This is a genomic window from Butyrivibrio sp. VCB2001 (assembly GCF_000423965.1).
GTDB lineage: Bacteria > Bacillota > Clostridia > Lachnospirales > Lachnospiraceae > Butyrivibrio.
Genome location: NZ_AUIZ01000002.1, coordinates 151,518 through 175,952 on the forward strand (window position 1 = coordinate 151,518; position 24,435 = coordinate 175,952).

A 24,435-nucleotide genomic window follows, 5' to 3' on the forward strand; every position below is an offset into this window, starting at 1 on the left:
ATTTCTTTAAAAAAGACGCAGCAGACAACGCCGCTGCGCCTTTCATTACTAATTTATTAGATGCCGTAATTATCAACATCGTCCTGTGTAATTGTTGTAGCATCGAAGCCCTTCTCGTCCATGATGATGGTCTTCTGTGAAAGTGTCTCACCTGCCTCAAGCTTCTTGATGATGTCATCGATGTAGCTTGACTGGAAAGGATTGCACTGTCCGTCGTAGTTCCAGTTCTGAGCAAGGAGCTCTTCAAGTGCCCACTTGTTGCAGTCAAATCCCATAACAACTACGTCCTTGCCAACACCATGAGAGATACCTGCTGCGTCAAGAGCTGCAACAGCGCCCTTAGCCATATCGTCGTTCTCTGCATAGATTACGTTGAAAGGTGTTCCTGCGTCGATAACTGACTGAACGATCTGCTGAGCCTTCTCTGCGTTCCACTCAGCTGTCTGCTGCTTAACGATGTTCCAATTGGACTCTGCAGCAACCTTAGCATCAAGAGCGCCTGATCTTCCCTGCTGAGCAGCTGATCCCATAACACCCTGAATGTGGATTACGTTGTACTCTGAAAGGTTCTGTCCAGCGAGCCAGTCAACAGCTGTCTGTCCCTCTTTAGCCATATCGGAAACGATAGAAGCCTCATAGAGTGAAGGATCAGCATCGATTGTACGGTCGAAAAGGATAACCTTTACGCCTGCTGCCTGTGCATCTTTAAGAACTGAATCCCAGCCTGCTGTATCAGCTGCTGAAAGAAGAAGGTAATCAACTTCGTCCTGGATAAAGTTCTGAGCGTACTGGATCTGCTCGTCGTTCTTTAAGCTGTAAGCAAATGATGCTTCGTAGCCGTTAGCCTCTGTAAATTTAGCCTTAAGGTCAGCGTCGTTAGCTGTACGATAACCTGACTCGTTAGGATCGTTGTTGATGATACCAACTTTGATCTTTCCGCCTGATGCTGCAGGAGCTGAGCCTGAGCTTGCAGGTGCTGCGCCGCCACATGCTACAAGACCTAAGGTCATTGCAGATGCCATAAGAACTGCCAATACTTTCTTCATCATAATTTTTCCTCCTAGAATGGATGTATGTGTAAGGACCATTCCTTACTAACTACAATTCTAGAGAAAAACCATAAAATTCCCATTAAATAAACAAAGAAAAAGAGTTGAATATTTTATTTATTTTTTATTCAGTTTCAATTTTCTACGATTTCGGTTGATTTTTTCGGCAGACGGATTACAACTCTGGTACCCTTGTCATATTCCGACTCGATACTGATACCGTATTCTTCCCCGTAAAAGAGCTTTATGCGCTCATTTACGTTATACAGTCCGTAATTTTTGACATCCCCGGGATTCTTGCCGGATAAGCCTTCCGTTATCTGGGCAAGGCGCTCACTATCCATGCCGATTCCGTCGTCGGTGACAATGATCCTGTAATCATTATCGCCTTCCTCACCGTTTATGGTAATCTTACCTCCGCCCCTTCTGTTCTTGATGCCGTGATAAAGAGCGTTCTCGACAATGGGCTGAACGGTAATCTTGGGGATTTCATACTCAAACAGTTCCTCAGGAACCTCAATCTCATAGCTTAAGATATCCTGATACCTTATCTGCTGGATCTCAAGATAGCTCCTGGCGTGGGATAATTCCTCACGCACTCTTACAAGCTCTTTTCCCTTATTAAGAGAAGACCTGAAGAACTCGGAAAGAGAGCCGACCATCTTAACAACCTGTTTCTGATTTCCGGCCTCAGCAGACCATACAATGGCATCCAAGGTATTGTACAAAAAGTGAGGATTTATCTGGGCCTGAAGAAGTTCAAACTCAGCCTTACGAAGCTGCTTCTGCTCCCTTGTAACCTGCTCCTCGATGGGGCGCGTGATCCACAGCGGTCCTACGATGGAAACGACGATGATAGCCACTGCAATAAAGGCAAATATACCTATAGAAACCTTGATGGTATTTAAGTAGAACTGACGGTTCTGAGCCTGCGCGATCTGGATCTGGCGGTTCTCGTAGTAAATGTACTCATTGATGGTCTCCTGTAAAAGAGCTGTCACTATCTGAACGTCGTTCTCCCAGATCAGCATGTTTGCCTCATACCGGTCGTCATAATTTAGGTTCTCTGTGATGTTGTCAATGTAGCCCTGAAGGTTGTTGAGATACTTATCCGCACTCTGAAGTCTCTTTCTGTTATCCGGCGTATCCGTAACATCCTTCAAGCTGTCAACGACGCCGCGGGCATCAGAAAGAAGCTGCGGAATCTTGGAATCCGCAGGGGCAACGTTACCCACTATCAAAAGATATGTCTCATAGTCGAAGTCATTTTTGAAATCCAGGGAAAACTCCGACGCCACCACAACGGAATTGAGCATGTCGTCGTAGCGCACACTCAGCTTCCAGAGGTTGTAGAAGGCAAAGACCATGAACACGATATTGGGCAAAAGAAGTATCAGATATGATATTCGGATCTGAGTGGCCAGACGGGATTTATTCCGCTTTCGGCCTTCTTTGGAAGCCGTACTCATTCTTCATCCTCCGCACGTCCTTTTCCCCTGTACTGGGTTGTGGTCATGCCCGTAGTCTTTTTGAACAGATAGGAGAAATAATGCGGATCCTTATAACCCACCATAGCCCCTATCTCGTTGCTCTTTCTTGAGGTGGAAAGAAGCAGCTCTTTTGCCTTATCAAGACGGTAATCCGTGAGGTACTTGATGAAGGTCTGGCCCATCTCCTGCCTGAATACCGCGCTCAAATGATTGGGCGAGAAATTAACGTGAGCTGCCAGCGTGTTAAGAGAAAGTTCCTCGTCGCTGTAGTGCTGGTCAATATAAGAAATAACCTCGCCAATGACCTCGCGGTAGTGGCTCTGTGAACTGCGCTTTCTGAGAGCGATGGCTTTTTTGAGAATGCCGACAAGGTAATCGTAGGTTGTCTTTTCATCCGAAAGCATGTCTGACTGCGGAACCTGGGCATCCACTTCTTCCTTTGAAAGTCCCAGTTCGTTCATGACAAAGTCAGACACCGTGAAATAGATGTCCATGGAAATGTACTGTCTTAGCATGGTTGAGCGGATTGCATTCTTGCCCATGCCCTTGAAAAACTCATCCAAAAAGAACTCGGTCTCGGATTCATCTCCCATCCTGAGAAACTCCTTAACAAGCCTTCTGTCGATGTGTCTTGGGTCTATCTCCGAGAGGATGACGTCGTCCCTCTGGGAGTGAAGTCCCTCTTCTGAGCCGAAAAGGAAGTCGCTTTCGCTTGTCAGGTACTGGTGAGCGTAGGCTCTGTTTGCCCAGGTAAAAGAGCTTGGGATGTCCGAAATTCTCTCGACTACCTGACCCACACCTCCGAAATATCTGATGTGCGGATAGGAGGAAAAGAGCTCTTTCATCTGCGCAATAGCGTTGTCGATGTTCTGAGTTATCTCTTCGTCGGAATCGCCCTTAAAGAGAATTGCCTTGCCATCAAGGTTAAGATCAAATAAAAGAGCCTTGTTGGCTGATACTATATCAACCAGCTTGTCGGACACGCCAACTACACTGCCTGAATACTCATCTGTCCCGTGCTTGATGGAACGGATCCTTAAGATGAGTACATTGTATCTGAGAGCTGTGATGTTCAGCGATAGCTCTTTTGCCCTGTTAAGAAGATACGGAAGGTCCTTCTCGCCCGTTACAAGGTTTTCGAAAAACTCATGCTTATCGAGCTCTGTGCGCTCCTTCATGTCTTCTTCGTAGCGCTTTGCGATCTCGCGTTCTTTTGTTTTTTCTTCGATCTTAGCTGCTACTGCATCAATCTCTTTTAACAGATTCTCACCACTAATAGGCTTGGAGAGATAAGAGCATACGCCGATCTTGATGGCTTCCTTGGCGTACTCGAAATCCTCATAGCCTGTTAGCAGTACTATTTCTATGTTTGGGAAAGCGGCCCGGACCATCTTACTGAGTGTGAGGCCGTCCATGAATGGCATCTTGATATCCGTGATGAGAATATCAGGCCTTAGAGTCTGGATCATGGAATAAGCAAGCTCCCCATCGCCTGCTTCTCCGCAGAATTCGTAACCGTGGGCCTTCCAGTCCACATTGTTTTTAATCCCCTCGCGGACAACGAACTCGTCCTCCGCCAAAAATACCTTTAACATAACCCCGTATCACCCTTTTTCATTTTTATGGTTTGAAAGCGGCCTGAAAATGGTCATCCTGCCGGTCCAACCGATTATTCTCGTAACTATTATCCCAAAGAAAACGCCCATGCTGTCGATGAAAATATCACGCTTTCCGGGGCTCCTTCCCGCCACAAAGGATTGGTGATATTCATCAAGACAGGCATAGCCCACGCAGAAGATTCCTGCCGAAAACAAAAGCCACAATCCCCTGACCCCATATACATAAAGGGGAAATGCAACCGATACAGCCAGTAGAAAATACTCCGTAAAGTGCGCTGTTTTTCTTATATAGAACTGTCCCTTTTCAGACATCTGCTCGATGCGTTCCTGACTCCAGCCCTTGTCCAGAGTCTCATTTGCGATCGTCAAGACCCTCACTCCCACTTCGTAACTAAGCTGTGAGCTCTGATCCCCTTCCTGCGCCGAGAAGCTGTATATCACCAGCATCATTATGATGGCAGGTACAAAGGACAGCGGCTTTAAAACAAACCTCAGGGTCTGCTTAATATACAACAAAAAGTACTTCATAATATCTTACTAAAATCCCCGTCTGTGACCAGGATACTCTCCATTCCCATATCGTCGGCAATCTTTATATCACTGCCGATTTCGTTTCCTATCATAACACATTTTGCCTTATCGAGGTTGTGTTTATCAAGGAGCATCTGCATGTATTTTGTATCCGGCTTCATGATGAGTTTGTCCGAGGACATAAACAGGTCGTCAAAGAGTTCCGCTATGCCCAGCTCAAGGATTTCCTCCCTGGTGAAAATGCGCTGTGCGTTGGAGAGAAGGAATATCTTCTTACCTTTGCGCTTTAGGGATTGCAACATTTTCAGGGTATCCGGGTAGAGTCTGAAGACATCTCTGGACGTGCGGCGAAAGAAATTGCCAAGTCTTACCAGATGCATCGGAGCTACGGTTTCATCCGCATCTTCAAACTCGTAGATGGGAAGCGGCACATGCTCTGCCTTTGGTCTTACCCTGTCTTCAGGCTTGTCTGAAAGCAGTCTCTCCCATACCCACTCGATACGGATCTCAGGGTGCTCCGTGCCAAGGCGCTTACTTAGTGCTACGCGCTCCTGTCTGTCCATTTCGAAAAAGACCTCTTTGAGTTTTGCAGGGTCTGTGAGTATAGCTTTGTTTGATGCTGTTATGTACTGCGAAAGCTCTTTTGCAATATGATCACACACTGCCTCCCAGAGCTCAGGTGCCTGTTCGTCGGTGTGTATATCTATCAGCGTGCCGTATAGGTCAAAGATGTAATTATCTGTTATCATTTTACTTCCTCTATATTCTTACTATGTTACAATATATTTGTTAAAAAACTTTGCAGGAGGATATGCGAATGAAGAAAATCATACAGCTTGTTAGCGACGATTTCGAAGACCTTGAGTTGTGGTGTCCTGTCATGAGACTTAGGGAAGAAGGCTGCATCGTGGATCTTGTTGCGGAAAAGCCCGGAATGTACCACGGAAAATACGGTGTACCCTGCGAAGTCACAATGTCTTTTAACGATATAAACGATGCGGATTATGACGGAGTATTGGTTCCCGGAGGCTGGGCTCCCGATAAGCTTCGCCGTTTCCCCAAAGTGCTTGAAATTGTAAGGAACATGAACCGCGATAACAAACTCATAGGTCAGATCTGTCATGCCGGCTGGGTTCTGGCATCTGCCGAGGTTCTTCAGGGCAGAAAAGTTACCAGTACTCCAGGCATTAAGGATGACCTGACTCATGCTGGTGCAATCTGGCTTGACCAGCCTGTTGTCGTCGATGATAACATGGTGTCTGCCAGAAGGCCGCCGGATATCCCGGAATATATGAGCGCTTTGGTTGAGGTACTTAACAGGTCTTGAAGTGAGTCACCGGGGACGTTTCACTTTGACTCAAAATGAGTCAAAGTGAAACGTCCTTATTAGCCGTACAAAAACCTTTCATATTCATGTACAGCCTGCTCAGTGTTAAGCTCTTTGAATATTGCTATCTCCTCCTCTTCTGAGAAGAATTCCCTGACATACACATTAAGATTCAAAGACGGATATAAAGCATATTCCGGAGACTGCTTAACTTTCAGCAAAACTCTTTTGCATATCTCGATGATTCCTTTTACATGATCATCATATGTCTTTTCCCACAGATCATCATCATCCGATGTCCACTGCTTCAAAGCATTGTAATAATCAACAAGCTCTTTTGACAGACCTTTGAACTCTTCGCCTATTGCCCATTCTTCCTCGCAGTATTTGTAATACATGTATTCGGACTCATCCTTCGAAGGCATGCTCTTAAGATTCGAATTCGTATTTAATGCGACACCGATAAACGTGGTAAATTCGGGCCAATAGCTGATAGAGACAGCATAAATATCCTTATTATCGCCATGATTTCTCAAGCATTTGCAAACCTCATCATACAGATCTTTTTCAAAAGAATCATATGGAAATATCGGCTCTACTCCGTCTGCATATGGGCTCTCCTCTTCATCCGGATCAGGCTCTTTTACCATGTCAAGCTTACCCATAATATCTTTTAAATATTCTGCTATTTCTGTTTTTCCATACATTCTGGCATATTCGTAGGCATCACACTCGTCTATGTTTGCAATTGGATATGTTGCTGTAAGGTCGATTCCATTTTCCACCAGGAATTTAGCAACCTCGGTGTGTCCATTATATATGGCTCCAAACAGAGGATTTGTGGAAAAAGAGCTGACATCCAATATTGCACCATGTTCAAATAAATATCTGACGACATCGAGACGCCCATCAAACGCTGCAACAGTCAAAGGCCCACTTTCGTGATAGCCTCCTATTTTATTTATATCAGCTCCTGCTTCTACCAAAAACCTGACAGACTCTATTGGGCCGGTACTTGCTGCATCAGCTAAAAAAGTACCGAAGATTGTTACCTCATCCAGTATCCCTGCATGCTTATCTATCATTTCTCTGATATGATCCAGATCGGCTGCCTTAATGGCTGCTCGCATCTCCTTGACTATCTCTTTATCCATTATCCATACCTTTCAGTATTCAAAATTTCTCTTCATCTTTATAACACATAGCAATAGAAAAATGTTGCAATAAATGAGTCACTGGGGACGTTTCACTTTGACTCATTTTGAGTCAAAGTGAAACGTCCCCAGTGACTCATAAATCTAACGTCTGTTTTTATGAGTTTCAATACTCAATGATTGCAATGCCGTAAGCAGGCAGCACAATCATATCATTCTCAATAGAGCACCAATCCTCCCCGGTTGTAAGCTGATAAGCGATGCCGGGTAGCGAAGCTGCCCCAACAGCATCTTTGAGAGCTGCAGACATCGACAGATCCACAGTTCTCTCCTCATCAGAAGAGTTGATGACCACAAGCAGATTCTGATCTTCCCATCTGCCTTCAGCATCTGCCTCAAGAGTCCTTAAGAACGCACAGATGTCACTATCGGAAATCTCAGACAAAGTAGTGGTCTCTCCCCTTGCGATTGCCGGGAAGGTGTTGCGCGCCTTGATGGCTGCCTTAACGTAGTTATAGATAGAAGCAGGATCATCATACTGCTCATCTGCTGCCGGATATTTCATCTTAAAGTAGTCCATGGCCTTGGGACCCTTGCACATGCCCTCTGCGCCGGAGTCTTCAGTCCAGTACATGGGCGCCCTCTTATTCTCATCTTTGCCGGAGCCCTTCATTCCAAGCTCCTCGCCATAGTATATGAACGCATTTCCTGGCATCAGAAGGTTAAGTCCCCAGGAGAGCTTTAGCTTGTCCTCGGAGCCTTTTCCCGTGAAGTAACCGGCACTTCTTGCCATGTCATGATTTACAAAGAAAGGTGCATCAATGGCTGTTCCCGGGCCGTTTGCTTCAAGTGCTTTCTGGGTGATCTCAAGAGCTTCTCCGTACCTCGAAGCCGGAGCTGTACCCCTTGCCACACCTGCGATAACGCCTTCACTTCCCGCATAGTCAAAGTCAAAGAAGCTGTCGATTCCGCTGGCATAATACTTGTGATATGTTGCAGAATTGGTCCATGCCTCAGCAACGATGTAGGCATCGGGATTTACAGACTTCACCGTATCATTGAGCCATGCCATAAAATCTATATTTGCAGAATCATTTCCCGTGTAGTAGTAGGTCACAGCATCAAGCCTGAAGCCGTCCACACCATGCTCCAGCCAGAATCCCGTGATATCTGCGATTTCTCTTCTAACAGCATCACTATCCAGATTAAGATCCGGCATTCCCGACCAGAATCTTGCCTCATAGAAATACTCCGTTCCCGGAAGTGGCTCATAGCCTGCAAGCTGCTCGTTTGCAAAGTTGTAGTAGGACAGCTTTGGGCAGTCTATGTAAAACGAAGCACTATAATTGCCATTCTCAAACGTGATTCCGGGGTGATCTTTCAAAAACTCCGCTGCGTCTTTAAACCAGGGATGCTCAACAGATGAATGGTTATAAACCTGATCGATGATAACCCGGATTCCCCTGTCGTGGCAGGCCTTTATAAGCTCATCAAAGTCCTCCATGGTGCCATACTCCGGGTCGATATCCTTATAATCGGTCACATCATACTTGTGATATGTAGGCGATGGCGAAATTGGCATGAGCCATATCTCGTTGCACCCAAGGTCCGTATCTGTGGCCGGGTCTCCATCACTAATATAGTCCAGCTTATTTATGAGTCCCTGCAGGTCTCCGACGCCGTCCCCGTCGCTGTCGCTAAAGGAATACACAAAAACCTCATAAGTGGTCCTGAACTTATCGTCAATCACATTTACAGGCAGCACATTCGCAGTCCCCTCTGCGCTCTGCGCTATGCTCTCAGTGCTCTGCACATCTGCGTGTTCCTCGGCATTTTTCAAACCGATTTTTCCGCCCCTAATTCCTGCAGCCACAACCGCCGCAGCAAGAACCACGGCAACTCCCAGGGATATCACTTTTTTGTTAAAAGACATCTCAAACTCCTCCTACTGTCACTATTTATCCAAAGCATCTTTCCAATATGCGTCAATCTCTTTTATCTCATAACCGGCAAGTCTTACCCCATCATAGCAGTGCTCAATTGTAAAAAGAGCTTCCGCCCCGGTTTTAGTGTCCTCGCTAAATGCCTGACCCGCTCTGAAATTGCCAAGGCTGTAGTAAACAAGCATGTTTCCGCCGTCAGGTCTTTTCACTGTCTCTACAGGCTGCACCACGTGGGGATGAGAACCCACCACCACATCGACGCCGCCCTCAGCCATGAGCTGTGCCATGTGCTTCTGATAGTCATTTGGCTCCTTTTCATACTCCTGTCCCCAATGGGCAAATACAATGACGAAATCCGCTTCGTCTCTGGCACTCTTAAGTTCTTCCACAAACTCTTTTTCCTGCTCCTCTCCCTCCGGAAAGTTATTGAGTAGGAAAGAGAAATCATTCTCATTCCCCTGCTCGTTGATACCATAAGTATATCCGAACAGCGCAATATTCATGCCGTTCCTGGTGATGATCTTATAAGCCCTGTTATCGGAATCATAGGCGCTGTGCAGCCCAACGCAGGTAATGTTATTTTGCTGCAAAAAACCTGTCGTCACATCGATACCATACAGCCCACGGTCCATGCTGTGGTTGTTTGCGCAGGTTGCCACATCAAAGCCCGCATCGGCTATGGCTCTTCCGACACCAATAGGAGTCCCGAAGGAAGGGTACCCTCCAACAGCAGATGCCTTGTCCACCAGCATGGTTTCAAGCTGGATCACAGAAACATCAGCCTCCTTAATGTCTTTTTCAAAAGGCTTGTACAAAAAGTCGTAATTGCCGCCTGCTACGCTCTCGCCGTAAAGATAGATATCCTCATGGATTATATTATCACCAAAGCAGGCAAAGCTCACCGTGTTATCCATGTTCTTAAGGCCAAAGGACTGCCAGTTCCAAAGGCAGGCTTTGTCGTTAACATCCTCCGTCAGGAGAAAAGCGCTGTTCTTCTCCATGACCTTCATCCTGACAACCAGAGGGCCAATGTCAGATGCGCACCACTTCTGGGTAACGCTCCCGTCTTTATTTATATCATAGATGAAGATGTGCTGGCTGTAGTTCTTTACATCGGATGTGATCCAGTAGGGTCTTGCAGGGCCGAATCTGCCTCTTTTCCACAAAAGAGCTATCAGCTCCTCATCACCGTCTCCGTCAAGGTCAGTTACAAAGGCGTCCTGGACTTTGTAGCCATCATCGGACTTATAGAGGGTTCTGCCATCTGCTGATGTCAGAGTCAGCTCTTTTCCCGAGAGCAGAAGGGTCTTTTGGTCTGCGAGCTCTAACCTCTTCTCCTGCCAGGTAAAGCCGCCCGGGATATAGTTTAGAGCAAATAAACAGCAAAAGGCCGCCACTGCTCCGATGAGCAGTAGCAGCCACAATATCTTTTTCCGGTTTTTAATAGATGCCGGCCTCTCCATTATTCTCCTACTCTGTAGCTCTGAGTCCACTCAGGCTGGTCCGGTGCAGGCTCTGTTTCAACCCAATCCCAGTTATCATCGACATATCCGCCCTTTAAGATCTGACGCCACTCAGTGTCGGTCATTCTGTCGGACATAGGTGCTTCAAACTGGTAGAAGCTGTAAACACTTCCGCTTCCAACGTGGAGTTCGCCATCGATAGGGAATACCACGTACATGGTCTGAGCGTAGCCTGTTCCGACTTCAAGGATGCTTCCGTTGGGGTCAGTTGCAATATCAGCAATAACAGGACATGGCACGTTCTCCGGGTAAACCTGCTCCTGAGTATCATCAGGGTTATTTACCTCATTCCAGAAGTGCTCGATATATCCGCCGTAGTTTCTAATCCACTCGTAGTCATCATCTGTGAGGGCCTCAGCCTTTAGCTCTTTTTCTGAAATCTCAAGGAGCCTCTGGGCAATCTCTGAGAGACGGTTAAGATTATCCTCATCTCTCTCGCTGAGCATTCCAAGGTTTGCAAGGCCTTTTAAGGTATTGTTTGAAAGGAAGATGAATCTGCTGTAGATTTTGGGCTCAGGATCAACATATCCTCTGTCATCCGGTGGAGTGTCGTATCCGCCGCCCATCTCAGCCATTACTGACTTTGAGTAGAGGATGGTGTCGTGCTTGAGCTCTGCAAATGAACCAGCAAAGCACTCGAGATTTCTTTTATCCCACTCAGCACTCTGCATGAACATAGGATAGCCCTCGCCCTTAGACTCAAACAGAGGTCTTAAGGTATTCAGCCAGCCTGCATAGAGACTGTTGTTCCAGATCTTGGGATCTTCGTTGTTAAAGTGCTCTGTGGCAGCGTTCATGTTCTTCTCGTAATTCTCAAATTCATATGCGCCCTGCTCTTTTAAGATTGCAACAGCCTGGTCGGAGCCGAGTGCTGCAGCGGTATCCAGGGTATCGGGCAGATATCTTCTATCGCCGTTTGAGTTTTCTTTTACCGCGCTGAAGATTAGCTTTTGCATGATCGCTGCATCCACAGTAAATCTCTGGCCCATGAAACGGAAAGATGGGATCACGGGATCATCACCTTCCATGACGGGAACGGAATTCACTGCTGGAGGATCAAGCTCTTTTGCTGCCAAAAAGACCTTTGCAAAAGCCGCATCGTCTGAAGAAAGGGTCGCAGCATCAGGCACTGAGCCGTAGCACTGCTCGATTACTGCTGAAAACTGGTCGTATCCGGGATCGTCTGATGCGCCGGCAAAGAAGGATGTAACTGAGTAAATGCTCTTCCAGGCCTCATCATCGCTTGCAAGGGCGCTGCTTATAAGGCATGCGCTTCTGACCATATCCTCGTCATCAAGTGCCATAGGGATGCGACCGTACCACATCATGGCCTTAAAGTATTTCTCAAGTTGCTCATCGCCTTCGTAGTAGCCCCTTGGCTTGTACTGGGTGTAGTCCTCCTTAAGACCCGAAACAACGCAGTCATCAATAGCCTCGGCGCCATTGATCTTGTCAATCTCAGCTTTGACCGCTGCTGCGAAATCCGCGTCATCTACAGGAGCAGCTACAGTCTCATCCTGAAGGTATGCTCCTACGTAAAAGAGCTCTAAGTTCCTAAGTGCTGCATTCTCCCACTTTGTGCCCTTTAAGGCATTGTACTGCTCTGTGCTCTTTGCAAGCATCTGGGCGCTGAGCTCTTTGAGCTTGTCAGCAAGATAGTCTTTCTCCGTGTTCTTCATCAGATGTGCAAAGTACAGGTGATAAGTATGCATCAGAGAATCTACAGTTACAAAGTTTGGGAAAAAGAAATAACGATTGTCCTCATAAATCTCGTAGAATTCATCAGCTCCGCTCTGATTTTTTATAGCAAAGCCGTTCTTTACAAGCGCATCCCTAAGGAGCGTCGGATCATTCCACTCAGATTTGTACTGAGGTTCAAACAGATATGCATAATCCGGATGATAGGTTACATTTGAAAAATCCGGAGCGATCGTATATGGCTCCACGCTTGGAACCAAAGCCTCATCGTAATATATCTCCTCCTCATCTCCAAGAAGGGATGGAAGTTTACCGATTGCTGCAGTGCTTGAAGAATCGCTCTGCTGGGTATCAGCAGATGTGTCAGCCTGTGCTGCGCTGTTTGCATCCTCACTTGCTTCCTGCGCCGCCTGATCCTGTCCCCCGGGCTGCTCATTTGCGCTGTTCCCTGCTGCTCCGCATGCAGTGCACAGCATGGTCATAGATAATAGCATCGAAAGTACACGTCTTTTCATAATACACTTTCCTCCTCTACCACATTATAACCAAAAAAACTCCCCGGTAAAACCCGGGGAGTTCTGGAATAATTATCTTTGTTTTATACTTCTGCGCTTACGCTCTCAGAAGCCATCTCTTTCTTCTTGGCAAGGTACTTCTTGATTGCCTTGTACTCAAGGAAGGCGATCAGAGCAAGAAGAAGTGCATCTACAGCATAGAGGATCTTAACCCATGTAGGAAGTCCTGTGCTGATGTTCTTGTCATAAGCGCGGCTGTTAACAACAGTGTAGAGAATGTTCTTGGAAGCCTGTCTCATGGCAATAACTGATGTAGCAGAAGTCTGATCTGTAACTGTTGACTGAGGTGTCTCGTATGTAGCAAGCATCAGGTCACAGCCGTTTCTGATCATTCTGTCTGAATCCTGGTAACCGTAGCCACCGAAGTAGTCAGTCTCTGCAAGACCTCTGAAGCCCCACTCGCCACGAAGTACTGTGTTAAGGAGCTCTGAGCAAGCCTCAGCGGGAACTGTTCCGATGTTGTTGAAAGCTACCATGGTTGCTGCAGGGTTTGCCTTCTTGAATGCGATCTCGAAGGACTTAAGGTAAACTTCACGAAGTGACTGCTCGTTGAGCCATGTGCAAAGGAAGCCTGTTCTGTTGGTCTCCTGATCGTTGGTTGCAAAGTGCTTAACGTATGAGTAAACACCGTGAGCTCTTGCTCCGTCTACTGCCTTAGCGCACATCCAGCCTGCAAGAACGCCGTCCTCTGAGTAGTACTCGAAGTTACGTCCTGCAAAAGCGCTTCTGTGTGTGTTGGTAGCAGGTGCATACCAACCGGAAACATCCATTTCGTCAGCCATCTGTCCGATTGAATCACCGAATGCATAAGCAAGATCCTTATTCCATGTGCAAGCGATCATTACTGCTGCAGGGAATCCGATTGAACCCTGGCTTGTGAAGTTGTTGTTGATGGAAGCAGGTCCATCACAGTCATAAGTCATGACTTTGTCTATAGAATCAACTGCTGATGTCTCATATCCGCCGAGTGCGATAAGGGTGTTCATCTCTGATACGGTGAGCTCATCAAGCAGTGAATCCCACTTAGGATCATCATAATCTACGCCGCGGAGGTCTTTAAGCTTAACTCCGTTCTTAGCGCCTGTTGTAGGCATTACATCTGCATCGTTGTTGTATGCAGTAGGATCATAGTTTGTCTCGTTAAAGTATGTAGCCTTGTAAGCATCTGACATCTCAGTTGTTGCAGGTGCTGCAGTTGCCTCATCATAGTTTGCAAATCCGTCTGCTCTTGAGAGATATGTAAATGAATCTCCCTCAGCAAATCCGAACTGGTTTGTTGCTGCAACGAAGTCAGATTCACGCTTGTTTGACTCGTCGTAAACAACCTTTGTATCTACTGTTACGTTCTCACTTGCGATCTTGTTGTGAGCATCTGTGTTGATTGAGATCTCGTAGTCTCCTGCCTCAAGTACGTAGCATCCCTCACCGTATGTGTCATAGGAAGCCATATCTTCAAGGGCAAAAGAGATATTTACAGTCTGAGAAGCTCCTGCCTCAAGAAGGTCTGTCTTCTCAAATGCAATAAGGTTTGCTGCTGACTTCTCAATTCCGCCGTTTGTATAAGGAGGATTGTAGTAAACTTCAACTACGTCCTTACCTGCAACGCTGCCTGTGTTTGTAACTGTTACGTCAAAAGAAACTGTCTTGCCGTCGTTGTTTACAGGACCCATCTCCTGAGTGAAGGTTGTGTATGAAAGGCCGTATCCGAAAGGATATACAACAGCGCTGTCATAATCAAACTCCATGTTGCCTGCCTCTGCCTCAGCAAAAGCTGTCTCGTAGAATCTGTATCCAACATAGATACCCTCTACGTAGTTAACGAATGTAGGATAAGCCATTCCGCCCTCAGCGAACATGTTCTCATATCCGAATTCTGTCATGTTTGTGTAATCAAAGTCGCCAAAGTTGTTGGCTGTAGGTGTTGCATGAAGGTCAGCAACGAATGTATCTGCTGTCTTACCTGAAGGATTTACCTGACCTGCAAGGATCTCTCCAAGTCCGTCAAAACCTGTCTGACCTGTACCCGGGCAGTAGATAACTGACTTGATCTGTGAGTAGTCATTTACAAAGCCAAGCTCCATAGCGTTAGCTGAATTTACGATAACAATAACCTTGCTGTAATCTGATGTAACCTTGTCAAGAAGAGCCTTCTCTCTGTTTGAGAGTTCAAGGTATGACTTGTTTGCATCAAGGTCATCAGCTTGCTCTGAGTAACGTGTTCCTGTTCCTCCGAACCAGCTGTTTGGATCATAGTTATATGTGTCAACGCCGTCGTAGTTTACAGGAAGATCGGCGCCCTCACCACCTGAACGGGCGATGAAGAAGATTGCTGTGTCAGAATAGTCTTTTGCTGATGTAAAGAGGTCCCCATACTCATCAATTGTAGGTTCCGGAATTGTCCAGTCCTGACCCATCATTCCAACTGAAGGTCTTGAATCTCTCCAGCCCTTGTAGAAATCTACGAGTTCCTGGTTGTACTCGATTCCTGCATCTGTAAGTCCCTGAAGGAAATCAACTGTAGGATATGCTGCTGAGAGCGCTCCTGAACCAGTTCCGCCGTAGATAGGATTGGTTGAAGACCATCCGAATACATTTACCTTTGTTCCTGATGCAAGAGGAAGTGCTGCGGAATCATTCTTTAAAAGAACTATTCCCTCCTCTGCGATCTGTGTGCAGAGCTCTTTTGCCTGCTCAGAGGACTCCTCGGAAATCTTTCCGCCGCCCATTGCCATGTTTACCATGGAATACATAGGTACAAGTAAGATATTGGTAACAACAAGTACCAGTGTCAAAAGAAATACAAGCCATGCCTGCTTTCTTACGAAGCCCTTCAAAGGCTTCTTGATCTTGATTGCTGCGATCGTGCAGATGATTGCTGCGACAAGTACCACACCGATAATCACCAGCTGTGGGATCATTGTGTTAAGTACTGCAATGACGTCCGCAATGTTGATTTGTAACATATTCTTTTTCTCCTTCCCATTAAAAAAAGCTTGTTATTTTACTCGGCGCTCTTTGGTGTCTCAGGGAATATTATCTTGTTAACAAAGAAGAATACCACCATCGACACTCCGCCGTTTAAAACCGTAGTTCCGATATTGTAAACCCATGCAGGAACGAACTTTCCTGCAACAGCTACCCAGATGCAGTTGATGGAATTTACTATGCAGGTTATAACGATAAATGCCAGCACATACCATGCAATCTGCTTTCCCGGCTTGTCGTGATTTCTAAACACGAAGAGCTTCTGGATAGGGAAATTTATACACTCTCCGATGATCATTGCGATCATGTAAGCTGTGAAGTAAGCAAGTCCGCCATGAGCCTGGTCGTATCCCAGGATATTCCACTGGAAAGTCTCTCCGAAGAGTGTCAGCGGAATTCCCGGCCAGCCAAAGCTGCGATTCCCAAGAAAAGCAAATGCAGCCGGCAGGAACGTGAGCAGCAGGTACTTAAATACCGTGATGGCGTTACTTACGATAACGAAGAGTCCGCCCTCTCTTACCCACTTGGCTACGGCAGGATGCTTTGTAGCAAAATCATTCCAAAATTTCATTTCTTTAATCCCCTTACTTTTTCATCTTTGCCTCATAGGCTTTGTTCTTCTTGCTGTTTCTAAAGTATCCGCCTATTACGGCTCCAAGTCCCTTAAAGAAGTGTCCGTTCACAAGATTTACGATTCCGTCCACCATCTCCATGCTAACGGCTCCGCCTGTCATCTTGGCCATTGCCCTGAAAGGCATGTTATAGATGAAAAGAGTGTTCAGATCAGGGATACCTTTTTCGTCAGCCTTTTTCTTCATGGCTGTCAGGCGCCCATAAGCAAATCTCGCAAGTCCGCTCTTTGCGTAATACATCTGGCACAGAGCATCGTTCCTTGTGAGCTCTCCGCTCCACTTTCCATCAGGTATCGGTCTACCAAGAAGCTCCTCAAATTCGGAGTCCTTAACATTCTCGATCTTTCCTGAGTAGTAGGCAGCCATCTTCTCTTTATCGTAAGGGTAATCCAGCGTTGTTCCCTTGATCTCGACATCAGCGCATGCTCTTATGTCTGCACTGCTGCTTCCTATCATCACCCTGTACTTTCCGCCTTCAACTTCCCATTTACCGGTCTTTACGTTGTAATAGCGGAATGATTTATCGTCAAAAGAGATTGTGACCTTCTGACTTTCACCGGCTTTCAAATAAACTTTCTTAAAACCCTTTAGCTCTTTTGCAGGTCTGAAGACCTTTCCGTCCGGAAGGGATACATAGAGCTGTGCTACTTCTGCTCCGTCCTTATCACCTGTGTTTGTCAAGGTAAAAGACACTCCGCTTTCATCTGCTGTAATGTCTGTATATAAGAAGCTCGTGTATGAGAGTCCGAAGCCAAAAGGATAAAGCACAGGAACATCAGCTGTGTCATAGTATCTGTAGCCTACGTAAAGACTCTCTCTGTACTCTGAGTTCCTCTCCTGGCTTGGATAGTAGCGGTAAGCAGGTGTATCCTCATGTCTTCTCGGTATTGTCTCTGAGAGCTTGCCGGAGGGATTGACCGCTCCTGTAAGGATATCCAGAGTAGCTCCCGCTCCAGCCTGTCCGTTTAAGTAACAGTGGAGAAGCGCCTTGAAGTAGTGGTGCCAGGGCATCTCGATTGCTGAGCCTGCACTGATAACACCTACGAGGTTTGAATTGACCTGTCCAAGTTCCTGAAGAAGATTTATCTGATTCTGAGGAATTCTCATATGAGTTCTGTCCATTCCCTCAGATTCTGAGTTTTCATTAAGTCCAAAGAAGAAAAGAACTATGTCAGCTCTTGAAGCAAGATCAAGAGCTTCTTTTTTGGTCTGTGCATCCTCTTCTCCGCTCCTTGAATATCCGCGGCTCATGCCCACAACCTGGAGATCATAGCCTTTAACCATCTCTGAAATGGTCTCAACCCTGGTTGGATTAACAAGTGAAGATCCGGCTCCCTGATATCTTGGAACAAAGGCGAAGTCACCTATTATTGCAACCTTGGCTCCCTTCTTAAGAGGAAGAATACTGTCTTCGTTCTTTAACAGGATTGCGCTCTCAGCTGCTGCCCTTCTGGCGATATTGTGATGTGCATTCTTATCAAAATCTTCTTTTCTGCCCTTTGCATTTGCAGATAGAGTAATAACTGCATCCAGGAGTTCATCTACTCTCTCATCAAGGTCTTTTTCCGAAATCTTGCCGGAACTTACTGCTGCAACAAGCTCTCTTGCTGAATCAAGACCCGGATTTGGCATCTCGAGGTTTGAACCTGCTGCAACTCCGAGTGCGTGGTCATTACTTGCACCCCAGTCGGTAATTACGATTCCGTCAAATCCCCACTCATCTCTGAGGATCTCTTTTAACAGATGCTTATTCTCATTGGCGTAGGTGCCGTTGACCTCGTTGTAAGCCGACATGATTGTCTTAGCGCCGCCCTCTTTAACTGCTATTTCAAAGCCTGTGAGGTATATCTCTCTTAAGGTTCTTTCATCCACAACGGAGTTCATTGCCATTCGGCGAAGCTCCTGTGAATTTACCGCAAAGTGCTTGGGGCAGGCATATACGCCTTGTGACTGGATTCCTCTCACATAGGAAGCTGCCATCTTGCCTGCAAGGTACGGATCCTCTGAGAAATATTCGAAGTTCCTTCCGCAGAGAGGACTTCTCTTTATATTAAGACCGGGTCCCAAAAGAACGTTCACGCCCAGTGCCATAGCCTCTTCTCCCAGTGCATCACCAAGGGTTTCGCCCAAGTCCTCGTCCCAGCTGTTTGCAATTGTGGCTGCTGTAGGGAAGCATGTGGCAGGAAGTGACTCGTTAAGTCCAAGATGGTCTCCCGCTCCGGCCTGCTTTCTGATACCGTGAGGTCCGTCTGAACAAAAGATTGAAGGAATTCCTACTCTTTCAAAATCTCTTGTCTCCCACTCGCCCTTTCCGCTAAGGAAAGCTGCCTTCTCTTCTATTGTCATTTTTGAGATAATGTCCTGATGTTTCACGATCTTACTCCTTTCTCATGACTTTATCCTAGCACGCAAAAAAAATCGTGCCGTTTTTGTCACAAACGGTACGATTTTTGTCATGAACGGTAATTAAATTATCTGGAATGTTTTTCCTTCTTTTCCTCATACATGGCGTCATCCATGCGCTTTAGGAAGTTATCGATGGAGTCGTGAGCCGGCTCATAAATGCTGCCCCCAAGAGATAATGAGAGCTTATATCTTCTCTCCTCAGTTTCATTGAAAAGTTTTAACTCGTCCCTGATGCTGGTGATAATGCTCTGAAGCTGTTTCTCCGAGACTCCCTTGATAAGAATTATAAACTCATCTCCGGCAAATCGCAGAGCAACTGCCTTGTCAGGCTTTCCGAAAGTAATGATTCTTGCCACATCTATAAGTGCCTCATCACCATAGGAATGTCCGTAGGTATCATTGATCTGTTTAAAATAGTCCACATCGATCATGATTCCGCCAAGGTTGTTTTTCTCCCTTGTGCTGGTCTCAAGCAAATAATCAAGATAAGCTCTGTTGTAAAGACCTGTAAGCTTATCAAGATATGAAAACTCGTTCTGAATGGACATATAGATTGCTGTAAGTCCGACAGCTGTGGATATCCACATCAGTGATACCCCGTAAATAACCACCTGAATGGCACAGCCCAAAACTATTGGACCGATCATAAGATAAAGAGGGAAAAACCTGATCTTTCCGTATCTTCTCTCATAGCCCTTATAAATAAAGATACTGAAAAGAACATATCCGATATCTACAATATAGTACACATAACTAAAGGGAAGCCTGCTGTAAACATTCTGCTCATCAATCCTGAAGATGATCGGCACGAACATGTTGACAATTGCTATAAGTACCATAATTACTGCCGGAATAAAGGCGTAGGTATAAATCTTTTTTACCCTGGTCATGGAACGGTATAGCTTAAGATCCTCATAAAGGCACCAGGAAGCAACAAAAAGAGGATTCGCCGCAAAACAAAACGTATTGGTCAGAATATTGACCAGCCTCATGCCGGGTTTATTTATCCCATCCACATAAAATGAAATAAAGTCAACGACACAGGCCACCATGGTAAGAATAGCTATTACGGTATATAGCTTGAATTCCGGGTGTTTGTCATCGGTCCTTCTGATCTTGCTGCTGATAAGAAGAGCAATGAGCAGTATAAAGCCCATAAAATCAGATGTTGCTACAGCTCCTATATTCATAAAGTGCCTCCGCGAGGTATTAGTATTTTAAGCTCAAACCAATTCTTGTTTACGTCAAAAGTTACAGTTCCATGATATTTATCGACAGTATAACGTATACTCTTTAACCCAAAACCGTGACTTGTTTTATCGGCTTTTGTTGTCACAGGGTAACCATTCTTGATCTTTATCTGATTTTCGCAATAGTTATTTATCTGTATTATAACAAAATTCTTCTTCGTAGACACTGACAAATGAATGAGTCTCTTTTCCGGATCCTCTATGAGCGATACGCTCTCAATGGCGTTATCAAGGGCATTTCCGAATATCGTACATATATCTGCCACGTGCATGAAATCCAGGATATTGCCATCCGCAACACAGGTCACCTTGATGTTGTTAGCCCTGCAGTTCATCATCTTACCTGCAATCAGCGTATCCAGAACGCTGTTTCCTGTCTCAAGCTCAGGGCTGTAGGACTCAAGCTCCTGCTCCATGTCATCAATCCACTTCTGGCGCTGTTCATCGCTCATCTCCGCACGCAGTCCCGCGATCTGGTGCTTAAGGTCGTGGTACTTGACGTTGATCATGTCAAAGGTGGTCTGGTAGTTTCTGTACTTATCGTACTGGGCCTTTAACATTGAGTGGATGTTACTCAGCTCTTTTTCCGCAAGGAGCTCACAGATACGGCTCTGATAAACGTAGAGGATCATGATTCCCGCAACATCAACCAGCGTCCTTATGTAGAATACATCCGCAGCTACACCTGCAGAAAACGGAGTATTTGAGAAAATGAAGCTGAGGTTACTGAATGCAAAGATAGCCGCAGCGATGACCACTGCTGCTAACAGTTCGTGGGTGTTTATCTCCAGCTGGAAGATTCCCCTCGTAATGCTCTTCTCCATGTGAAGTGCCCAGATAAATACAAAGGCATACACAGCAACGAGGATGATGATCTGAAGTATCTGCGAGTCATTGATCCTTGCAAAAAAGCATGCCAGCTGCCATTCAAGGGACGCAGCAAGCTCTGCCAGAAGGAAAGCTCTTGCGCAGTAATAACCAATGACATTTACCGTGTCCTCGCAGACGCTGTACATGAATACGAACATAAAAAACACAGCCATCAGCATGCAGGGGACCCACATGAACAGCGGAAGGTCTTTTGTAAACACGAGAAAAAGAGACTGCACAACAAGTGCAATTACTGAGATCAATATAAATTTGTTCCTGCTCACCTTGCGTTTAAGGACAAGGCAATATATAAAACAGGCCAGCCACTCTGCTATGGCTGTGTATAGTCTTGGTATATCCTGATAATAATTTTCCATATTATGATCCTGCCATGTAATCCGTCAGCGCCGCCATGAAGTCGTTTTTCCTGGCGCGGCTGATAAGAAGCTGCTTACCTGCTATGATGCACGCACCCTTCTCAACGCCGTCCACATACTTTAGGTTCACCAGATACCCCTTGTTGCTCCTGAAGAAATTGTAGGGTGCAAGCTGCTGCTCAAAGTCCGAGAGCTTGGCTCTTATGGTAAACTCTCCTGCCCCGGTGTAGAAATTTAAGTTATGTCCCTGGCTCTCTATATAAAAGATATTGTCGATATCAAGCTTTTTTACGCCGGAGGACATCTCTATTGAAATGATGTTGGAATCCTCTTTTTTGACTCTGCCTAGCGCTCTGTCGAGTTTCTGCGAAAAAGCAAAGTAACTCACGGGCTTAAGGACATAGTCAAGGGCGTCAACCTGATACCCTCTTATGGCATAGTTAGTCATGTTGGTGATAAACATGATGACCACGTTCTGATCAAGCTTTCTGATCTCCTCCGCCGCCGTCATGCCATCCATGAGCTTCATCTCTATGTCCATGAGAATGATATCAAACTGACCCTTATAGCCGTTTGTTATCTCATCTCCGTCCTTAAACCTGGTGATCTTGAAATAATTACCGCTCTCCTGCTGATACTTATTCACAAACTCGATAAGCTGCTCAGCATAGGAATCCTCGTCCTCTACGATTGCAAGATTTATCATCTGTAATCTCTCCTGTCTCTGTTACGAATTATTATACACTATTTTTGCATTCTTCATTTCTATTGCTATAATGTGTGTATTATGAAGATAGAAAACACATTATACATTATGAATATAGATATACTTGAGGATCAGGCGCAGTTTGATCTCTGGTATGATAAGATGCCTGATTTCAGGAAGAGAAAAATAGATGCCATCAAACCTCATAGATCTAAGCTGTTATCTCTTGGGGCTGGAATTTTACTGGATACAGCCATGACAGATGCAGGCATCAGCAGCTATGAAATAGAGCTATTAGAGAATGAGAAGCCACGAATTAAAGGGATGAGAGATGTCTTTTTCAACATATCCCACTCTGGTGAGGTGGTCTGCCTTGGCATTTCTGATAAGGAGATTGGCGTGGATATCGAGAAGGTCAAGCACTTTAAGGAAAGCCTTGTCAATTACGTATTTATGCCACAGGATCAGGATCTGGCAAAAGAGCTGATGGAGAGCGAAAGTGATAAAGACAAAGTCTACACGAGGCTCTGGACCGTCAAAGAGAGCATCATGAAACACTGCGGAAAGGGAATCTCCCTAAGTCCAAAGAACATTCTTTTGAGGCTTGAAAACGGCAAAATAAAGGCCTCATCAGCCGCGTGCGACTGTGAGGCGCTTAATCTAATGCCGTATGAAATCAATGATTATCAGATAACTATCTGTTCAGAGTACGAAGATTTTACTCTCCTGAAGCCATTTTGAGTTCTTCTTCGTGAAGTTCCTGAATCTCATCTACTGCGGAAAGCATGGGTTTAACGTGCTTTCCTTTTATTTTTCTGTCAACATAGTTCTGTGTTATCTTCATTACTGTTCCCGAAAGAGCAAGAACACCTATAAGGTTTGGAATTGCCATCATTCCATTGAAGGTATCTGAAAGATCCCAGGCAAGTGTAAGGTCCATGGTTGCACCAACCATGATGAAGATTACGAATATCAGCTGATAGATCTTGGCTGACCTGGTACCAAAGAGATACTCAAAAGCCTTGCTTCCGTACTGGCTCCAGCCAAGTACAGTTGAGAAAGCAAAGAACAGGATCGCAATGGCAATAAATGCTGCTCCGGCACGACCGTATACTGTTGAGAATGCCTCTGCAACAAGTGCTGTTGATACTGCATCGGAAATAACTTCACCTGTATCGAGATTAACAAGTCCGCTGGAAAGAACCGCGAAAGCTGTAAGTGAACATACGATGATGGTGTCTGCAAACACCTCGAAGATGCCCCACATTCCCTGAACTACAGGCTCTCTTACGTTTGAAGAGGAGTGAACCATAACGGAAGATCCAAGACCTGCTTCGTTTGAGAATACGCCACGCTTCATTCCCCACTGCATAGCATAAGCAACTCCGCTTCCTACGATTCCGCCGCCAACTGCTCTCATGCCGAAGGCGCCTTTTATAATTGATGCAAATACAGCACCTGCCTTATCAAAGTTGAGAACAATGATAACGATTGTGCAGACCAGATAAATAACTGCCATGAAAGGCACCAGTCTCTCGGTTACGGATGCGATTCTTTTAAGACCGCCTACGATAACGAGGCCTGCCAGTGCCATAAGGAGTGCACCTGTGAAGACGTGCGGAATTCCAAAGGCAGAATTCATGTTGACCGCAATTGAGTTGATCTGGCTCATGTTGCCGATACCAAAGGAAGCAATCACACAGAACAAGCTAAACATAACTGCCAACGCAGCACCGATATGGCCAAAGCCTTTCTTGGAGCCAAGGCCGTACTTAAGGTAGTACATGGCGCCTCCGCACCACTCATTGCGCTCGTTCCTTCTTCTATAGTAAATACCAAGGACATTTTCAGAGAAGTTGGTCATCATTCCGAAGAATGCTACGATCCACATCCAGAAGATCGCTCCGGGACCACCTGAAAGAATAGCCGCTGCAACACCGGCGATATTACCTGTTCCGATGGTTGCTGCAAGCGCGGTACAAAGACTCTGGAACTGAGAGATCTGCGTGTCATCTTTGCCTGTGTGGGCTGTGACATGCTTATCCTTGAAGATTCCACCGATAGTACTCCTGATCCAGTGCTTAAAATGTGAGATCTGGAATACCTTTGTAAGAATTGTCATAAGGATGCCGGTTCCTACAAGCAGAATCAGCATGGGAAGTCCCCAGACAAAACCGTTTACAGCATTGTTGACGTTCTCAACGTTACTTAGTAAATTGCCCATATACATCTCCTCCTAAAGCCACGATAAAGCAAAAAGGCGCACGAAATGAATCGAAACGCCTTTGTTTTGAGATAGT

18 protein-coding genes are annotated in these 24,435 nt (G+C 45.7%); 2 read left to right on the top strand and 16 right to left on the bottom strand.

What is annotated here, in order from left to right; all coding sequences use genetic code 11:
* Positions 1-56: 56 nt before the first annotated feature.
* The 5 genes from G589_RS0103455 to G589_RS18745 all read right to left on the bottom strand — a co-directional run bounded on the left by G589_RS0103455 (position 57) and on the right by G589_RS18745 (position 5,438).
* A complete protein-coding gene (locus G589_RS0103455; protein ID WP_026519645.1) occupies positions 57-1,049 on the bottom strand; it encodes an ABC transporter substrate-binding protein in 993 nt (330 codons plus the stop codon).
* Between the two features lie 134 nt (positions 1,050-1,183).
* The gene (locus G589_RS0103460) at positions 1,184-2,518 is read right to left on the bottom strand and encodes a sensor histidine kinase (RefSeq protein ID WP_026521121.1); all 1,335 of its coding nucleotides are present in this window, start codon (positions 2,516-2,518) and stop codon (positions 1,184-1,186) included.
* Complete coding sequence (locus tag G589_RS18740) at positions 2,515-4,134, bottom strand: response regulator transcription factor (RefSeq protein ID WP_035775260.1); 1,620 nt, start codon at positions 4,132-4,134, stop codon at positions 2,515-2,517. The genes G589_RS0103460 and G589_RS18740 overlap by 4 nt, the downstream gene beginning before the upstream one ends.
* A gap of 9 nt (positions 4,135-4,143) precedes the next feature.
* A complete protein-coding gene (locus G589_RS0103470; protein ID WP_026521122.1) occupies positions 4,144-4,686 on the bottom strand; it encodes a VanZ family protein in 543 nt (180 codons plus the stop codon).
* The gene (locus G589_RS18745; RefSeq protein ID WP_051192155.1) at positions 4,683-5,438 is read right to left on the bottom strand and encodes an HAD family hydrolase; all 756 of its coding nucleotides are present in this window, start codon (positions 5,436-5,438) and stop codon (positions 4,683-4,685) included. The genes G589_RS0103470 and G589_RS18745 overlap by 4 nt, the downstream gene beginning before the upstream one ends.
* Positions 5,439-5,506: 68 nt before the next feature.
* On the opposite strand from G589_RS18745, the gene G589_RS0103480 reads away from it, so the two are divergent.
* Complete coding sequence (locus G589_RS0103480) at positions 5,507-6,016, top strand: type 1 glutamine amidotransferase domain-containing protein (protein WP_196811842.1); 510 nt, start codon at positions 5,507-5,509, stop codon at positions 6,014-6,016.
* A gap of 59 nt (positions 6,017-6,075) precedes the next feature.
* On the opposite strand, the gene G589_RS20895 is transcribed toward G589_RS0103480, so the two are convergent.
* The 10 genes from G589_RS20895 to G589_RS0103530 form a co-directional block, all read right to left on the bottom strand.
* The gene (locus tag G589_RS20895) at positions 6,076-7,170 is read right to left on the bottom strand and encodes an ankyrin repeat domain-containing protein (protein WP_051192156.1); all 1,095 of its coding nucleotides are present in this window, start codon (positions 7,168-7,170) and stop codon (positions 6,076-6,078) included.
* A gap of 166 nt (positions 7,171-7,336) precedes the next feature.
* Entirely contained in the window at positions 7,337-9,103 is a 1,767-nt protein-coding gene (locus tag G589_RS18755) for an alpha-amylase family glycosyl hydrolase (RefSeq protein WP_051192157.1), read from the bottom strand.
* 21 nt (positions 9,104-9,124) lie between these two features.
* Positions 9,125-10,576 carry a CapA family protein gene (locus tag G589_RS20900; protein ID WP_051192158.1) on the bottom strand — a complete coding sequence of 484 codons (1,452 nt, stop codon included), beginning with the start codon at positions 10,574-10,576 and terminating at the stop codon, positions 9,125-9,127.
* Positions 10,576-12,849 (bottom strand): DUF3160 domain-containing protein, encoded by a 2,274-nt coding sequence (locus tag G589_RS18765; RefSeq protein ID WP_051192159.1) that lies wholly within the window; start codon positions 12,847-12,849, stop codon positions 10,576-10,578. Before G589_RS18765 ends, G589_RS20900 begins: the two co-directional genes overlap by 1 nt.
* A gap of 83 nt (positions 12,850-12,932) precedes the next feature.
* Positions 12,933-15,872, bottom strand: coding sequence for a glycoside hydrolase family 3 protein (locus G589_RS0103505; RefSeq protein WP_026521124.1), 2,940 nt, complete (start codon positions 15,870-15,872; stop codon positions 12,933-12,935).
* Positions 15,873-15,910: 38 nt separating this feature from the next.
* The gene (locus G589_RS0103510) at positions 15,911-16,465 is read right to left on the bottom strand and encodes a GtrA family protein (protein WP_026521125.1); all 555 of its coding nucleotides are present in this window, start codon (positions 16,463-16,465) and stop codon (positions 15,911-15,913) included.
* Between the two features lie 13 nt (positions 16,466-16,478).
* The gene (locus G589_RS0103515; protein ID WP_026521126.1) at positions 16,479-18,899 is read right to left on the bottom strand and encodes a glycoside hydrolase family 3 C-terminal domain-containing protein; all 2,421 of its coding nucleotides are present in this window, start codon (positions 18,897-18,899) and stop codon (positions 16,479-16,481) included.
* Between the two features lie 98 nt (positions 18,900-18,997).
* Positions 18,998-20,122 carry a GGDEF domain-containing protein gene (locus tag G589_RS0103520; RefSeq protein WP_026521127.1) on the bottom strand — a complete coding sequence of 375 codons (1,125 nt, stop codon included), beginning with the start codon at positions 20,120-20,122 and terminating at the stop codon, positions 18,998-19,000.
* Entirely contained in the window at positions 20,119-21,429 is a 1,311-nt protein-coding gene (locus G589_RS0103525; protein ID WP_026521128.1) for an ATP-binding protein, read from the bottom strand. Before G589_RS0103525 ends, G589_RS0103520 begins: the two co-directional genes overlap by 4 nt.
* A 1-nt stretch (position 21,430) precedes the next feature.
* Entirely contained in the window at positions 21,431-22,135 is a 705-nt protein-coding gene (locus G589_RS0103530; RefSeq protein ID WP_026521129.1) for a LytR/AlgR family response regulator transcription factor, read from the bottom strand.
* An 81-nt stretch (positions 22,136-22,216) separates the two neighbouring features.
* On the opposite strand from G589_RS0103530, the gene G589_RS0103535 reads away from it, so the two are divergent.
* Entirely contained in the window at positions 22,217-22,876 is a 660-nt protein-coding gene (locus tag G589_RS0103535) for a 4'-phosphopantetheinyl transferase family protein (protein WP_026521130.1), read from the top strand.
* Here G589_RS0103535 and G589_RS18770 read toward each other — a convergent pair.
* Complete coding sequence (locus G589_RS18770) at positions 22,854-24,359, bottom strand: alanine/glycine:cation symporter family protein (RefSeq protein WP_022769709.1); 1,506 nt, start codon at positions 24,357-24,359, stop codon at positions 22,854-22,856. The genes G589_RS0103535 and G589_RS18770 overlap by 23 nt on opposite strands.
* Positions 24,360-24,435: the final 76 nt, after the last annotated feature.